This is a genomic window from Pseudobutyrivibrio sp. (assembly GCF_017471675.1).
Classification (GTDB): domain Bacteria; phylum Bacillota; class Clostridia; order Lachnospirales; family Lachnospiraceae; genus Pseudobutyrivibrio.
Genome location: NZ_JAFUSK010000014.1, coordinates 16301 through 33942, shown reverse-complemented (window position 1 = coordinate 33942; position 17642 = coordinate 16301). Strand labels below are relative to the sequence as shown.

At 37.7% G+C, this 17642-nt stretch carries 13 protein-coding genes; 2 read left to right on the top strand and 11 right to left on the bottom strand.

Features of this window, described 5'->3' with window-relative positions; translation table 11 throughout:
* Positions 1-27: 27 nt before the first annotated feature.
* From IJ535_RS02330 to IJ535_RS02320, 3 genes are read right to left on the bottom strand one after another with little or no spacing between them, the layout of a single operon-like run.
* Positions 28-1248: a polysaccharide biosynthesis C-terminal domain-containing protein gene (locus IJ535_RS02330; RefSeq protein ID WP_294298304.1), complete on the bottom strand. Its 1221-nt coding sequence runs from the start codon at positions 1246-1248 to the stop codon at positions 28-30.
* A gap of 6 nt (positions 1249-1254) precedes the next feature.
* Entirely contained in the window at positions 1255-2298 is a 1044-nt protein-coding gene (locus tag IJ535_RS02325) for a polysaccharide biosynthesis protein (RefSeq protein ID WP_294298302.1), read from the bottom strand.
* 24 nt (positions 2299-2322) lie between these two features.
* Positions 2323-3498 (bottom strand): DegT/DnrJ/EryC1/StrS family aminotransferase, encoded by a 1176-nt coding sequence (locus tag IJ535_RS02320; protein WP_294298298.1) that lies wholly within the window; start codon positions 3496-3498, stop codon positions 2323-2325.
* Between the two features lie 120 nt (positions 3499-3618).
* Between IJ535_RS02320 and murJ the strand changes: the two genes are divergently transcribed.
* Both murJ and IJ535_RS02310 read left to right on the top strand, forming a co-directional pair.
* Positions 3619-5151 (top strand): murein biosynthesis integral membrane protein MurJ, encoded by a 1533-nt coding sequence (murJ, locus tag IJ535_RS02315; protein WP_294298296.1) that lies wholly within the window; start codon positions 3619-3621, stop codon positions 5149-5151.
* 115 nt (positions 5152-5266) lie between these two features.
* The gene (locus IJ535_RS02310) at positions 5267-5767 is read left to right on the top strand and encodes a TspO/MBR family protein (RefSeq protein ID WP_294298293.1); all 501 of its coding nucleotides are present in this window, start codon (positions 5267-5269) and stop codon (positions 5765-5767) included.
* Positions 5768-5839: 72 nt separating this feature from the next.
* Here the strand turns inward: IJ535_RS02310 and IJ535_RS02305 are convergent, their stop codons facing one another.
* The 8 genes from IJ535_RS02305 to IJ535_RS02270 form a co-directional block, all read right to left on the bottom strand.
* Complete coding sequence (locus IJ535_RS02305; RefSeq protein WP_294298290.1) at positions 5840-7093, bottom strand: cation:proton antiporter; 1254 nt, start codon at positions 7091-7093, stop codon at positions 5840-5842.
* A 115-nt stretch (positions 7094-7208) separates the two neighbouring features.
* Positions 7209-8795, bottom strand: coding sequence for a glucosyltransferase domain-containing protein (locus tag IJ535_RS02300; protein ID WP_294298287.1), 1587 nt, complete (start codon positions 8793-8795; stop codon positions 7209-7211).
* Between the two features lie 3 nt (positions 8796-8798).
* A complete protein-coding gene (locus tag IJ535_RS02295) occupies positions 8799-10448 on the bottom strand; it encodes a hypothetical protein (RefSeq protein WP_294298285.1) in 1650 nt (549 codons plus the stop codon).
* An 18-nt stretch (positions 10449-10466) separates the two neighbouring features.
* The gene (locus IJ535_RS02290) at positions 10467-11162 is read right to left on the bottom strand and encodes a sugar transferase (protein ID WP_294298282.1); all 696 of its coding nucleotides are present in this window, start codon (positions 11160-11162) and stop codon (positions 10467-10469) included.
* Between the two features lie 13 nt (positions 11163-11175).
* A complete protein-coding gene (locus IJ535_RS02285; RefSeq protein ID WP_294298278.1) occupies positions 11176-12414 on the bottom strand; it encodes a DegT/DnrJ/EryC1/StrS family aminotransferase in 1239 nt (412 codons plus the stop codon).
* Positions 12415-12429: 15 nt separating this feature from the next.
* Positions 12430-14364, bottom strand: coding sequence for a polysaccharide biosynthesis protein (locus IJ535_RS02280; RefSeq protein ID WP_294298275.1), 1935 nt, complete (start codon positions 14362-14364; stop codon positions 12430-12432).
* A gap of 31 nt (positions 14365-14395) precedes the next feature.
* Entirely contained in the window at positions 14396-15343 is a 948-nt protein-coding gene (locus tag IJ535_RS02275; RefSeq protein ID WP_294298272.1) for a glycosyltransferase family 2 protein, read from the bottom strand.
* A gap of 135 nt (positions 15344-15478) precedes the next feature.
* Positions 15479-17632 (bottom strand): P-loop NTPase fold protein, encoded by a 2154-nt coding sequence (locus IJ535_RS02270; RefSeq protein WP_294298269.1) that lies wholly within the window; start codon positions 17630-17632, stop codon positions 15479-15481.
* Between the last annotated feature and the right edge of the window lie 10 nt (positions 17633-17642).

Genomic DNA, 17642 nt, shown 5'->3' with positions numbered 1-17642 from the left:
GACAGCTTCCCCTCAAGGGGAAGCCTTTTATACTTTTTCGAAATATGTGTCTGGTCTGTCCTGCTCCAGTAACTCGTTGGCCCACATGAGGGTTACGAGGTCCTGGTTGTCAGATAGATTGATGATGTTGTGGGTGTAGCCTGGCAGCATGTGGACGGCCTGGATTTTTTCGCCGCTTACCTCAAATTCTATCATTGGGTAAGGATTGCCATTTTCATCTACACCTACACGGCGTTGCTGGATTAAGCCGTGGCCTGATACAACGATAAAGAATTCCCATTTAGTATGGTGCCAGTGCTGACCCTTGGTGATGCCTGGCTTGCTGATATTTACTGAGAACTGGCCGTGGTTAGCAGTTTTAAGAAGCTCTGTAAAAGAGCCACGGTTATCTACGTTCATCTTTAAATCAAAGCATGCCTTATCCTTTGGAAGGTAGCTAAGATATGTGCTATAAAGCTTCTTGGCAAAGCTGCCATTTGGGATGGCTGGCATCATTAGTGTAGTAGGCTGGGCAACAAAGCTATCCAGTAGCTCTACTATCTCACCTAAGGTGACATTGTGTGAAACTGGTACGTAGCAATATCTGCCTGCAGTATCAGCTACCACCTGACCATCATCGTCATAATCGCAACGATGTTCATTGCCGCGAAGGGCATCTACCATTTCGTTAACCAAATCATCTATGTATACCAGAGTAAGCTCTGTGCTAGGGTCGTTGACGGTGATTTCAAGGCCGTTAGCTTTATTATTACAAAATGTAGCAACAGCTGAATTGTAATTTGGTCTGCACCATTTTCCAAAAAGATTAGGGAAGCGGTAAACAAGTACCTTGGCACCAGTCTCCTGCTCATACTTGAAGAAAAGCTCCTCCCCTGCAAGCTTACTCTTACCATAATCGCTGCCTGCATATCTACCTAAAAGTGTAGCCTGAATAGATGATGAAAGCATCACAGGGCAAGTGTTGCCATGCTTCTTTAATGTATCTAACAGAGTGCTGGCGAAGCCAAAATTGCCTTCCATGAATTCGGATGTGTCCTTAGGACGGTTAACGCCTGCTAAGTTAAATACGAAATCGCAATCGCTACAATATTTATCAAGCTCTTCTAATGAAGAATCTCTGTCATATTCATAGATTACGATATCCTCATCTAGGCCGTGGAACTTATCTCTGCCATCTGCTGCGCACTTAAGAGTCTCTACTAAATTTTTACCAACAAATCCGGCTGCACCGGTAACTAATATCTTCATTAACTATTATTTCTCCATTGAAGCAAGCATGTCTCTAACATAATCAGTAGTCATAATCTTATCAACAGTGCCAGCTACATCATGGCGCTTTGTGTTGTGTGATGTGTAAGCATCTGCAGCCATAGTATGAACCTGGCCGTCTACGAAGAACTTATCGTAGTTAAGGTCACGTCCATCAGGAAGAACGCGGTAGTAGTTACCCATATCTACTGAACGAACGCACTCTTCGTTAGTCATAAGAGTTTCGAATAATTTCTCACCGTGACGTGTACCGATAATCTTGGTACCTGTGTCGCCAAAGAGCTGCTGAACAGCCTTTGCAAGGTCACCAATTGTAGAAGCGTCAGACTTCTGAACAAATAAGTCACCTGGCTCGCCATGCTCGAACGCAAACATAACAAGAGCAACTGCCTCGTCAAGATTCATAAGAAAACGTGTCATGCTTGGGTCTGTGATTGTGATTGGGTTACCTGCCTTAATCTGGTCAATGAAAAGAGGAATAACTGAACCACGTGAGCACATTACATTGCCGTAACGTGTAGTACAGATTGTAGTCTTACCTGCTGCAACACGTGCGTTTGCACCGATTACCTTTTCCATCATAGCCTTGCTGATACCCATAGCATTGATTGGGTAAGCTGCCTTATCTGTTGAAAGGCAAACAACACGCTGAACCCCTGCCTCTACTGCTGCATGAAGCACATTGTCAGTGCCCTCTACATTAGTGCGAACAGCTTCCATAGGGAAGAACTCGCATGATGGCACCTGCTTAAGTGCTGCTGCATGGAAAATGAAATCAACACCTGGCATAGCATCCTGTACTGAGCGCATGTTACGAACATCGCCAATGTAAAACTTAACCTTACCTGCAAGGTCTGGGTGCTCAGCCTGAAGCTGATGTCTCATATCATCCTGCTTCTTCTCATCACGAGAAAAAATACGGATTTCCTTTAAATCTGAATCTAAGAAATGCTTAAGTACAGTACTACCGAATGAGCCTGTACCACCTGTAATCATAAGTGTTTTATCTTTGAATAAATCACAATTCATTGCTTTTCTCCTCTTTATTTTATATTAACCTTTGAATTCATTAACTGCATTAATAACTGCTTCAATTTCTTCTGATGTAAGTTCTGGGAACATTGGAATTGTTACTCCGTGCTCTGCCAAATCTTCTGCAACCGGGAAATCACCGTGCTTGTAACCAAGCCCCTTAAAGCATTCCTGCTCGTGCATTGGAACTGGGAAGTAAACACCTGTAGCGATTCCCTTCTCTTCCATGTATGCTCTGAAAGCACTGCGATTTGTTACCTTCATTGGATAAACATAGAAGATGTGTTCATTGTGTTCTCCAACTACTGGTTTTGTGAAAAGTGGATTTGTAATCTTTTCATTATATATAGCTGCAATCTTTCTGCGGCGCTCATTCCAATCATCGAGATGTGGAAGCTTAACTGAAAGCATTGCTGCCTGGAGTGCGTCCAAGCGTGAATTGAAGCCTACAAGATAATTGTAATATTTAGGTAAATTTCCATGGAAATCAACTTTAGACTCATCAAAGTCCTGTCCGTTTAATCTAGCGTATGTATATGCACCATTAAGACCTGAACCGTGAACACGGTAAGCCATGCAGCCCTTGTAAAGAGCTTCGTCATCTGTAACGATGATACCTGCATCTCCTGCTGCACCAAGGTTCTTAGTAGGGAAGAAGCTAACGCATGCCATGTCACCAAGTGAGCATGTGCGACGTCCCTTATATTTAGCACCTGCTGCTTGAGCACAGTCTTCAATAACAAGTGCGTTATGTGCATGGGCGATGCGAACAATTTCATCCATATCTGCTGCCTGTCCGTAGATGTGAACAGGGATGACTGCTTTTGTCTTTGATGTAAATGCTGCTTCAAGCTTGCTAGGATCCATTGTGTATGTATCTGAATCAATATCAACAAATACTGGTGTTGCACCAACCTGAGCGATAGCCTCTGCTGTTGATACAAATGTCATAGCTGTAGTGATTACCTCATCACCTGCGCCAATGCCTGCTGCAAGAAGTGAAATAACAAGAGCGTCTGTTCCGTTACCTACACCAACTGCATATTTAGCGCCACAGAAATCAGCAAACTGCTGCTCGAAATCAGCGACCTTTGGTCCTAAGATGTAGCCACCTGAGTGCAAAACCTCAAGGGCTGCTGTATCTAACTCCTCCTGAAGAGAAGCATATTGTCTTTGTACATTCATTACTGGAATCATATCTGTTTCCTCCATTAAACTCAATCCCTAACAGTATATCACATTATTTTACATTTGTTAAAACATAGCTTATAATCGATATGTTTATTATGAAGTGCCATTTATGGCTGAAAGGAAATTATGTCAAAACAAACAAAGGGAATCGTGGGTACAACCCTGGTCATCACTATACTTACACTATGTTTTAAAGCACTTGGTTTCGTAAAGCAGGCCGTTGTTGCGTACTATTTTGGAACCACCTTTGAAACGGATATATATTATGTTGCTTTTAATTTTGTAGGCTCTCTTTCATCAGCATTTATTAGAGCTATTACCATATCACTTGTAAGTATCTATACTCATTGTCTTGTACAGAAAGGGCGTGATGAAGCCAGTAAGCTTCTAAGCGCTTGCCTTGAATTATTAGTACCTATTGTACTTGTGGTATTGCTGCTAGCTTATATGCTTACTCCACAGATTGCTGGAATCCTTGCTCCATCATATTCTCCTGAGCGTTCACTGATTCTGCAATCATACCTGAAAATATGTTATCCATTCTTCCTGTTTGCGGTAGTCACCTTAGTATGGACTTCTATGATGGATGCCAACAAGGATTTTGTTGTAAGTCGTACAGAATCTGCAATCACCAGCATTACTACTATTTTATGTTGTGTAATTCTATACAATGTACTTGCCGTATCCTCACTTGTTGTTGCTCAATACATTAGTTATATTATTTTCGGTTCGCTTCTATTAATTAGAGGTCGTCAGTATTTTAAATTTGGATTTGTAAAGTTTAAGGATGTTCCTGAGATTCGTACAGTACTGCTTACAGCCCTTCCTTTATTTATAGGAAATTCTGTATCACAGGTAAATAAGATTGTGGATAACTCTCTTTCTACAGGACTTGGTGCTGGAAATGCATCAGCTCTTAATAATGCTGTTGTTTTAGAGGATTTTGTCTGTGTAATTCTCGTCAATAACGTTGTAGATGTTTTGTACGTTAACTTTTCAACCTATACTACCGAGGGTAATTTCGAGAAGCTAATTGATACCATGCGTAAAGCCATCAACACAATGATTTGCATTATGCTTCCTATTACTATAGTTACCTGCATGTGCTCTAAAGAAATTGTTACGATTGCGTACGCCAGAGGAGAGTTCAATGCAAATTCTGTTGCCATGACAAGTGCAGCACTTATTGGATACGCCATAGGTTTCACTAGTTCAGGTGTAAGAGACATCATACTTCGCGGACTATATTCGTTTAAGAATACAAAAGGTCCTATGATTACAGGCTTTTTTGCTGTTGGTGCCAATATAATATTCAGTATTATTCTGTCCCATTTTATTGGAATACTTGGTATATCAATCGCCAGCTCAATCAGCTTGACTGTAAACTTTTTAATCAACTCCCAGATGCTAAAAAAGCATATTCCTGATTATAAGTTTTCAGTTCATTTACCAGTTTTGTTAAAACAGATTCCTAGCGTAGCTTTTGTTATTGCCGCTGTTTTTGTGGTAAAACATTTTGTTACCAGCAATCTTCTAACCTTTCTATTATCAGCCATTATCGGAATTGGAGGATATGGACTGATACTAATGGCTATGAAAATCGAGGAAGTAGATATTATCAAAGACAAAGTGTTTTCAAGAATAAAATTTAATAGATAACATTTATTTACCACAATTATAATCCTTCTAAATCAAACTGATACATGCCATTTACACAGTCTGATTAAATTAATGTTGTAGTTATAAATAGCTTGATTAATAGGAGAATTTCATTATGGATGAAAGTTTGACTAATAAACCAAAAATCGCGAAACTTGTGATTATGATAGGGCTGCCTATTATTGTTGGCTTATTATCTGCATTTCTTACTGGAGATGCAATGATAGAATATGGTGATTTGGTTAAGCCACCTTTGGCTCCGCCTGCATGGCTTTTTCCAACAGCATGGACCGTACTTTATGTTCTAATGGGTCTTGGTAGTTACTTCTTACTTGTTGCAGACACAGATACCGAGCAGCAATTTAATGATAGAAGAACTGCCCTAATCATTTATTTTATCCAGCTAGGCTTCAATTTTGGCTGGTCATTATTCTTCTTCCTTGGCAAGTTTTATATTTTCTCATTTGTTTGGCTAATGATTATGTGGGTAATGATAATTGCTTTGGTTGTTAAGTCTTCGAGAGTTTGTACAAAAGCAACTTTGATGTTTGTTCCATATTTACTGTGGACCACCTTTGCTGCGTACTTAAATGTAATGATTGCAATATTAAACTAACATACCTACAATTAAAGCTCACTACCAGGCTTATTTACCCGGTGGTGAGCTTTTATAATGTCACGTATAAATTTATTTCCTTGAAATCCATGAATATACTTTTTTCATGGTAAGTCCCTGCACAACAGTTGTGAAGAACACTATAGCATAGGTTCCACCAAGGATAAGCCTATAGGTGTTACTATCTAGCATAGGCTGCGTACTCATGGCAAGTGCTATACAAAGTCCACCTCTAAGGCCTCCCCAGGTAAGAAGTGCTGTGAATTTCTTCCAATTATATCCATCTGGAATGCCGCCCATTGCTGGGGTTGAAAGAGCTACTGAGCCTGCGCGACCTATCCAGTTGCAAAGAATTGCGATTAGAACCAATCCTCTTACATGTGGCATCTGAATAATTGGAACAAATGACAATCCAAGCATTACATATAACACTGAATTTAGTAGGTTATCCAATATGTCCCAGAAGGTATCAAAATGCTGCATGGCCTCAAAATGTCCCTTGCCTTTTTCATATCTTTTGATAGAAGAGAACATAACGCCGCAAACAACAGATGCAATTGCACCTGAGCAGTCAAATTTCTCACAAAGCAAATAAGCCGTTGATACTGCTAGAAGGCTGGCAAAAATTTGCCTGTTGTAATCTAATGTTCTAGCAAAAACATAGATGCATATAAATGAGACTACAAAACCTATTGCTGCTGCACCAAGGACTTCCCTAAGCATTATCATGACAGCATTTTCACCCTTTGATGCCTTAACAATCCCTGAAAAACATACAAAAAGTGCAACACCTACACCATCGTTTAGAAGTGACTCACTTTCAATAAGGAAGCTGATATCCTTTGGTAAACCGAATTTGTTGAGGATACTTGTGGCTGCGATTGGATCAGTAGGCGCTACGATACTTCCAAACATAAGGCACACTGGAAGTGATACATTAAGCCTCAAAAGCATAGCAAAGCCATAGAACGCAAAGCCATATATTAATGCTCCTAAAAATGTACATAAGAATGAAAGCACACTAATCTGTCTCGCCATTCTTTTAAAATCTCTGATTTTCATGTGACAGCTGCCTGCAAAAAGCATAAAGCACAGAACACAATCCATCAGGTAATCTTCCAAATCGAATAACTGGATATCATGAAGAATAAGCTGGACATCTTCATTCTTAATGAAGTGGCTAACCAAAAGAAGCACTGTGCCAATGATGATTGCGTACAGCATCAGTGCAATTTCTTCGGTGATTTTGGTCACTCTCTCATTGAAATACCCCAATCCAACAACAAGTAGCATGATTACAACAAAAAATGGTAGAAATGTAGTCATGTTAACCCCCTTTGAAATTTATTTATGCTCACTGCCAGGTAGAGGTCTACGCTTGGCTGTAAGTTCTTTTATTTCGGATATGTCGGTGATTTCTCGTTCTCTACGACGCATATGTTTATTCTCCTAACTTCACTATAACTCTGCCATCAATGACCTTTATTGCACCATCATTTGGATATGTTGGCATAGACTGCACTGTTGTTTCAGCAGCTACAGTTCCATCGTCTTCAATTACATGAGTATTACCAAAGCCGATATGCTCTCGGATGAAATATATTGAGCCACCATAGCGTACAATATCTGTGTAACGCGGAAACTTTTCAAGCTTAACCGCATCAAGCTGTTCATTATTGTCAACATTTACAAATGTACCATCATCAAGCTTGTCCCAGCCAACTAAGATGATATCCATGTCCTCTGAAAAGCCATCGCAGGTTTTAATAGCTGTAACAAGTTGATTAAAATATGATGTAGCCTGTTCTTCAGCAATTTCTGCCTTCATATAAGCTGCATTGTCCATGTAGATGTAACCAAATGTCATGACAAACAATCCTATAATCTGAACCCATGTAACAACTGATACAGCACCACTCATCTTAGTAGTAGCTGTACAGTTAGACTGCATCTTTTCAATCAATAGCAGCGGCAAGATATATACAAAAATGTTACCATAAACCATCAGTGTATCCACATGATACTCACTACTGGTAGAAAGCAGATATACAAGATTCATACCGATTGGCAAAAGCATAACACCAACTACACTAATAAGTTTTAAACCGATGTTTGATTTCATACAGCTAATCAGGTAAATAATCTGTAGCATTGTAACTACTACGATTATCGCTGTAAATGCTCTTTGATATAAAACTGCGTTAATTCCTGCCTGCCCAAAGCCAAAGAAAGCTTTGATGGAATCTATAATAAGTCCAGGGAATTTTGCAATCGAATAACCCTCATTCATGCCCTTATATTCAACTGCCTCAATATGCTTTAATGCCATGGTCAGCTTGCGGATGACAGCCCACAAGACCATGCCACAACCTAAGTTCACAAGATAAAGTAGACCTGTTTTAATATAATCAAGGGTACTTTCAAACTTACCATCAATGGCATCAAGCAACAACGCCACCAAAAACATTACAATAGTAACCGCAAAGAAAGCCTGGTATAATCCAAGCCCAATTGTAGACACAATCACTGACAATAAAAACGAACCTGCTGTTCTCTTTTCAATAAAAATCTTTGCAGCAAGAACTGATAAAAGAAGAGCTAAATGGTATTCCCAGGATGTAAACATAAAAGAAAAGATGCTGGTTACAACAGGATATACCACCATTACAGCACCGATTGCAGATGCAATAAATTTGCTTTGTACCTTAAATAAATCAACCAATAACATGGCTGCTGCTCCAACAAAAACTATAGATAGTATTCCATTGAAAACAGGCACTGCAAAAAGCTTAGTTGTCATCATTTGCAAATCGTAAATGATTCCAAGCATCCATCTGCCTGATTCATAGGTTCCACCTAGATTAAACAAGCAAGCCGCATTATCATGATATGAAATACGATTAAATATAATGTATCCGTGAGCAAGCAGGCCAGCAATTAATACTGCACATAAACTATAAATTTGCTGGACAGAAAGCTTATCCTTACATTGCCCCATAAATCTTTCTATATCATCTGTAAAATTCATGTTTTATTCCTTCCAATTTGAAACCATGTTCTTAAAGTCAACTGGGTTATATTCGCAATAATAAATGCCATAGTCTCCAATGGTATTTATAAGTTCATATTGCTGCATAACAGATTTTGGAGCCGCAATATCATCCTGAAGAACTACCATCACAGTAGCACCTTCGTACTGTGTACTATCATCATAATATTTATAATCACCAAAGTTTTCTAGAGTGTCACCATTTGATACACACTTGTAAACCCTACTATCATCTATAACCCTGATTACACGTTCTGGCTGAACTAGGGTCTTACCGTTATCCCAAAAATAAACCAAGCCAGCATCTGTCTTTTCTACTGTAGATAATAACTCATTAACATGCCATGCACTGTTATCAGATATTGCTAAAAAATAATCTGAATATAGATCCATACATGCTATAGAAATAAACAGTGCCACTACTCCAAACTTCCTAAACAGAAGCTTTTCATCAAGTGACTGAATAAACAATCCAATCATAAAAAAGCCTGATAGTGTTGCTATGATTAAATAACGAACACTGAATGAATCCCCAATAATGTATGGTGCTAAAAAGGCAAACATAAAAATTGCTGTGAAGAAAACCACCAATAGGAATAGTATATTTTCATCCATAGCCTCAGATGATTTTGCTTTTTTTACAGTCATAACCAACCAGTAAATAACAGCTAAATACAAAACAAATGAAATTACTATTCCAAAGCAATAAACGAATCCAAATAAAGAAGCAGGATTTCTGGTAATTCCAGCGTCAGGAATTCCACCTAACATAAGAGGAAATCCAAGTAGCAGATTGCCCAAATTCTTCATGAACTCTCCTGCATTTACCCACATTGAATCTGAATCTAAATATTCAAATCCAAGAATACCACCGATAAGCCTACCAATAAACATTGCCGCTACAAACAAAATTAGATAAATAGATTTTGTTTGTGTAAATATCTTGATATCATTTTTTACAAACATCTGAATAAGTAAGAATAGTATGATAGGCAAGCCAACCCAGATGAAAATTCCCATCCCCTTACACATAGCCACATACACAATTACGAGGAATGTTGTTATACCAAGACATGATATTTTTTTCTTGTATTCATCTCCCGTGAAATATAGCAATATCAAAAAGAATGCTATTATCAACACATTATAATAAGCTGCAAAGCCATTGACCGATTCGTGGTATCCCAATTCATTAGCCACTTTGTAACCGTTAGCGAGATATGGGCAAAGGAACAGATTTGTCATCAATAGCTTTACTGATGTATTAAATTTAAAATTCTCTGAGATTTTGAAAATCAGTAGAATTGAAATCAATGTAAATATAAGATTTGATAAGCTATAGGCTAAAAATATATTGTCGAATAGCTTATAGAATGGTAGCACCAAAATTATTCTTTCAAATTCAGGATGAGTGGTACCATGCATAACAGATGCAGGATACAAGCTTCCTTCTTTGGCGGCTACTATTCCTTTAAGATATTCCCAGGATGCATCTATTCCCATGTGCTCCTGACCTTGAAATGCTGTGAAATAAAAAGTAAGTATAAGCTGACAAACAGCACATGCTCCTAGCATGATTAAAAATAGTCCGTAAAGTTTATTCTCCTGGAATTCTTTTTTCAAGTTTGACATGTGCTATTCCTCATTCAATTAATATTCTTTTCCTAGGACTGCCGCCACTGTTCTGAACATGGTGACAATATCGCCTCCAAAACTAAAAAACTTAATACTATCTAAATTGTACTTCATTTTTGCTGGCAGGATTTCTTCGATGTAAACCTTATCCACATCATCTGCTTCATCCAAAAGCTTAGCCTCGTCCTTGTAACGAATGCTTGCTTCAGATGTGATTCCTGCAGGAAGAAGAAGTGTTGCATTCATTTCTTTGGTATATGCATCCACATATTTTACTGCCTCTGGACGTGTTCCAACAAAACTCATATCACCAATCAAAACATCTATCAGCTGTGGCATTTCATCTAATCTAAGATTGCGAAGCTTGCTACCAACCTTTGTAATTCTGGCATCCCCACCAACAGTAACTGCTGTTCCGATTTTATCAGCATCTTTTACCATGGTACGGAACTTGTGAATCCTGAAATGTCTTCCGTAGGTGGTAACTCTTTCTTGTCTGTAAAATACTGGTCCTTTGCTATCAAGCTTAATCATAATAGCGATTATAAGCATCGGAATCGCAAGAATGACTAGCAGGATTATCGCAATTACGATATCAAAAAGTCTTTTGCAAAAAAGCTGAACCCTTTTGTGAGTCAAAGCTTCATAGTAAAGCTTTACCTCGTCACAACGCATAAATTCAGGAATGTCTTCCCATTTTCTAAGTCTCATCAAATACACCTTTCTATTTGATATACTGGCTTACTGTTTCTTTGAATATCTGAATAATGTAATCCAAATCTTCATCAGAAAGAAGTGTATGAAGTGGCAATGTGATAAGATTCTCGTAATATGCGTATGCATTAGGGAAATCTTTTATATCCCAACCTAATGCCTTATAGGCTGTCATCATTGGAAGTGGCTTGTAATGTACGTTTGTGTTAACTCCCTGTTCAGCAAGCTTAATTATAATTTCACGCCTTGTAGCATCACTGATGCCTGGAATTCTAACTAAATACAAATGACCAGATGATGTGCATTCATCTGTGTAATGATGAAGATGCATAACACCTAATTCATCACACATAGCATCATATCTAGCAATCATTTCTTTTCTTCTATCAAGCATGCCCTGATATCTGTCAAGCTGACGCAAACCGATGGCAGCCATAATGTCTGTCATGTTGCACTTGTACCAAGGGCCAATAATATCGTATTCCCAAGCACCTACCTGAGTCTTAGCTAAAGCATCCTTGCTCTGTCCATGTAAACTGTAGAGCTGATACCGATGATAGATTTCATCATTATCTACACCAGGAATATCCTTCCATGTCGAAGCACCACCTTCTGCTGTAGTAAAGTTCTTAACTGCATGGAATGAAAAATCTGTAAAGTCTGCAATGGCACCTGCCATAACACCCTTTCTAGAAGCACCAAGTGCATGAGCGTCATCAGCAAAAACTAACACACGTCCAATGGCCTTTTGAATGCGCTGGCCTAATTCAGTGTTACCACCAGGTACAAACAAATCCTTTTTAGATTCAACAGCTGCAAATAGCTTGTCATAATCTACCATAATTCCGCCTAAATCCACGGCAACAACCGCCTTTGTTTTAGGTGTGATAGCTTCTGCAACTTTATCGTAATCCATCTCTGTTGAGTCCTTCTGGCTATCAACAAAAACAACTTTAGCACCGCAGTGGATAGCTGCTGATGCTGATGCAGTGTATGTGTAGGCTGGCACAATAACTTCATCGCCTTCGCCAATTCCACAAATTCTAAAATTAAGTTCTTCTGCGGCGGTAGCTGAATTAAGGCAAACCACCTTTGATGTGCCACAGTATTCGGCCAATCTTTTTTCTAATTCTTTTGTTCTAGGACCTGTTGTAATCCATCCCGAACGAAGTGCATCGCACACTTCCTGAATTTCTAACTCACTAATATCTGGTGGGCTAAATGGTATGTTTCTCTTAGGTAAAGACATTTCCTATACCCCTTTCTAACCTTTAAATGTAGGCACTGTTTCCCGGATTTTCTGAACCACTTCTGGTGCCTCATTTGAATATGCTAACGACATGAGCTCCTTAAGATTGTTAATAAACTCTGTCGAATCAAACTTAATAGGCTCGGCTACATGAATAAGATGGTTTTCTGTCTCCTTCAAGCCTTCCTCACTCATAAGCTTTTCTTCGTATAGCTTTTCACCTGGACGAAGGCCGATATATTCGATTTCAATATCTATGTCAGGGCGAAGTCCAGCAAGCTCAATCATATTGCGAGCCAAATCAAGAATCTTAACTGGCTCACCCATGTCTAATACAAATATCTCACCGCCACTGGCATTAGCGCCTGCCTTAAGCACAAGGCTGACAGCCTCTGGAATGGTCATGAAATAACGAATAATGTCCTTATGTGTAAGTGTAACAGGTCCGCCTTCTGCAATCTGTTTTTTGAACAGAGGTACTACCGAACCGTTAGAACCAAGTACGTTACCAAAACGTACAGCAACGTATTCTGTGTGACCGCTACCTGCAGGGACCTTATCGGCATCTTCCATGTCAATATCAAGCTGATGTGTAATAAGCACAGGGAGCTTATCCTCCTGATTGTTACGAACCATGTTGTCAAATGTCTGGATAATCATTTCACAAATACGCTTTGTAGCGCCCATAACATTTGTAGGGTTAACAGCCTTATCTGTACTGATAAGTACAAAACGATCACAGCCGTATTTCATAGCAGCATAAGCTGTTTTATATGTACCAACTGCATTGTTTTTGATAGCCTCGCATGGGCTGTCCTCCATAAGAGGCACATGCTTGTGTGCTGCTGCATGATAGCAGATGTTTGGTCTATAGGTTTCAAACACAGAGTTAATTCTTCTAGCATCACGCACCGAACCAATAAGAGTTACCAAATCAAGATTTGGATATTTACGTTTAAGTTCTAGCTGAATATCGTAAGCATTATTTTCATATACATCAAAAATAATAAGTTGCTTTGGATCATATTTTGCAATCTGTCTGCAAAGCTCCGAACCGATAGAACCACCACCACCTGTTACAAGAACAACTTTGTCTCTGAGCTGCGCAGCAACATCCTCCTGATGAAGGCTGATTGGGTCACGGCCAAGTACATCCTCAATAGTGATATTCTGAAGATTGCCCGCACTAATAACTCCTGCCTTTTCCGCATACATGTTAGGCAACTGCTTAATCTTGCAATCTGTTTCCTTGCAGATGTTGATGAGGTTGCGTTTATCGCTAGGCGTGATATTTGCAATTGCGATATAGATTTCTTTTATTTCGTATTTTTCAACGGCAGCAAGTATCTTATCTCTGCCGCCGATAACTTCTACACCATCGATGTAGCGACCCCATTTGTTAGGATTATCATCAATGATACATACAACTTTTGTGCCAGTGTTTCCGCGACCGTTAACAAAATTAACATCACGAAGAATCATACGACCAGCTGCGCCAGCGCCAATTAAAAGGACGTTATTTTCAGTTCCTGAATTCTCACGATTCTCACGAAGCAACAGGATGAATCGGTATGAAAATCTGATGCTAACTGCAAAGAAAAACTGAAATGCTATACCAAAGACATAGTAAGATATAGGCATTCGGTAAACAAGTGCTGTAACCACCACCCCGTTAGCTAAAAATGTGATTACTGTTGCTATAACAAGCTTTTTAAGCTCGTAAAAGCTGGCAAAACGCCAGATACTTCTGTATAATCCCAAGAAATAATACACAAGTAGCACAAAAACTGTGTATGGGATGATTATTAAATAGTATTTATCTAAATATGGTTCCTCAATGTGAGAAAACTGACAGTCAAATCTAAGCCACAAAGCCAAGAAATATGAAAGGGCTACAGTAATAAAGTCGTAAGCTGCGAGAACATAAGCTACCTTTTGCCAGTGTTTCATTTTGTTTATAAGTTCCATTTAACTAATTCCTTTATTCGTTTTTAGAAAGTTTTCTTTTAAAATCGTCTGTCACTCGGTACAAATCCATTTCAAAGTCCTGCCTGTTCTTCTGGTAGATTGTCTTAAGAACAACACCTGCGAAAAAGGACTGGATGGCCGCAATCATAACAAATCCACACACTATAAGTGTAGGAAACTGTGGTACCAAACCTGTTTCAGCATAAGTGATTAACACCGGTATAAAGAAAATAACTGAAAGCAATGCCAAAACTACCGCTGTGGTTCCAAAGAAAATATTAGGTCGATAAAATCTGAACAAGCGTAAGATTGTACCTAAAACCTTCATTCCATCGCCGTATGTGTTAAGCTTTGATTCGCTGCCTTCTGGTCTGTCCCTGTATTCAATAACAACATTCTCAACAAACATATTTTTATCAACGGCGTGAATGCTCATTTCTGTTTCGATTTCAAATCCTTTGGAAAGGATTGGGAATGTCTTAACAAAACGATATGAGAAGGCTCTGTAGCCTGTCATTATATCCTTTATATCATTTTTAAACAGCTTGTTGATACTCCAGCGAACTATTGAATTGCCAAAGTTGTGGAAAGGTCTTTTATTTTCTTCAAAATATGTGGAAGAAAGTCTGTCGCCAACAATCATATCTGCATGGTCATCAAAAATCTTATCAACCATTTCACGAGCTGCATCAGCTGGATATGTATCATCTCCATCTACCATCAAATAACACTGGGCATCTATTTCTGAGAACATGCGTCTAATAACATTTCCTTTGCCTTGTTGACGTTCGTAACGAACAATGGCACCAGCCCTCTTGGCAATTTCATCTGTGCCATCTGTGGAATTGTTATCGTATACATAAATGGTGGCTTCTGGTAAAACTGCCTTGAAGTCTTTTACCACCTTTTCTATTGTTACCGCTTCGTTGAAGCATGGTATTAATACCGCTATTTTATCCATAAATGTTCATCCTAAAAATTTATTTTTTAGATTTGGCGTAAACCAAAAACAGTATTGAGTAAAAAACAAATTACTCAATACTGTATTATAACATAGTATTTGTTTGTAGTGGTTATTTTTTATATTTCTTTATCTTTATTCCTTTAAGTAATTCTCTAATTCCTGCATCATTGAGTGAAACATTTTGTAATTTCTTGTGCATACTAGGAATGTTTTTATCATACAGTTTTCAATCTCATCTTCTTCAAGATTATGGTCTTTTATACGATTATCTATCTTTTCTGGCGATAACACAATGATTGCAACCTTTCTTTTAGAATTTGTAGTTTGCTTTGTCTGTATACCTCCTAATATTCTTTCTTTTGTTCTTACAAGACTATTGCTAATATATCCAATTGACTTGTAATACTTGATTTCGATTATTATCTGATTGTCCGCATCAAAAATATCTGCACGCCAATTACCGACACCACCTATTGGGAAATTACAATAAACTTTGTTATTTAATATTTGCTCGTACCACAAGCGTACTAATTGCTCAACTAATGCATAAATTTTTTTATCGTTGAGATAAGTATTGTAAAAATATAAAAATCCCTCATTTTTATCAAATGTGTTTAACTCTCCTGTTTTATAGAATCTCTGTATTAATAGTGTTGTCAATTCATCCACACTTAGACCAAGTTCAATTGCAAAAGATGCCACAAGCCAGTATGTATCCTCAAAATCCTTAAAATCATCCGCTGATTTATCCAATGACAATGAAGAAGATTTACCTAACCGATTAAACTCTTCAGTAATTTTTTCATCTCCTTCGCTATCATAATTTGATAATTTTCTGTTTTGGTATTCTATCTTTTTCCGTACTATACGTTTTATTATTTTAAGCCTTTTATCAGTATCTAATAATTTTTCTACAAGATCCTTATCTGATTTAGGTATTAGAGTAACTATGGCGCTTTCATCATATTCTACATTGCTTACTCCATTTTGCTCATAGTATCTAAATACCCAAAAGCAATATTGGAAAAGAACGTCCATAATAATATCATTAATATTACGAAATTCTTTATAAAAGTAATCTAACATCTGAGAATCATATATTTCAAATTGCTCGATATTATCCTCGCTAATATCATCTACTTGAATAGCTAACTCATCATCAATAAAAGATGCATCTGCAAGTATATTATTTATTAGTGCTCTCTTAACTCCTCTAGCCTCTATAACCTGAGACTTCATATATTCTAATGCCGTCTTATTATCTTTGTTACAGACCATAGCCTTTGTTATTTCAAGCATTTCATGGGGCTGTGCAAAACGCATATATATTCTGTAATTAAAAAGCGAAGAACCATATTCATCCATATGAGAGTCTTCAAGTAAGATTTGCTTTTCAAAATTCACCCCAGCCACAAGGATACTATTACTATTTTCATTAAGGATTAATGGTTTTATATCCTTAACAATCTTTGCTGATGTTTCTTCATCCAATTTATCCAACTCATCAATTAAAAAAACTACTTTTACCTTTTGTTTTTTTAATTTTTCAAGCTCATCAAACAAAAGGTACTCTGCTATTTCATCATCATATAAAGTTTCTTTTTTTAGTGATAAACTATTTTGTTTTTTCGCTTCAAGTGATTGCCTAAGATTTCTACCTGCCTGAACCTTTAACGTAAATTTAGAAATGATTATAAGGAATAATGCCACAAGTCTAAGGTGAAAATCTCTAACAAATCCTATTATAAAAGCAATATCAACAAAATCCTCAAGTTTGAACTGTCCTTCATTAGATTTTTCTAAATATTTTTCCAAGGCATCTGTTCGTGTGTTTGATAGAATTTCTTCTGATACTTCTTTTACATCATAAAATGTTGATAAATATAATCTTTCAAGTGATGCATTGTTATTTTCTAAATACCCCGCATCCTTTGTAGCTAGATAAAGTTCTCGAATAATCTTTCTTAAAAAGTATTTATATTCCGTATATTTTGCAGTATTAAATCTAACCACTACTAATTTTTCAATAGAGTCTTCTTCGGCTTTACGCTTTTTCCGGTTTTTACTTAATTCTTTGTCAAAAACATAATTTACAAAACACGATTTGCCAGTCCCCCTAAAACCAGATACTAATACTCTAAGAGGTATATCATTTGCAATCATATTTCGAATAAATACCTTAGCTGACTGTTGCTGTAATCCAAACATTTTATTATGTGCCATAACTTCAACATCATTATTGCAAAGCGCTTTCACTATGTCTTTATCAAGTATTATTTTCTCCATAACATTAATA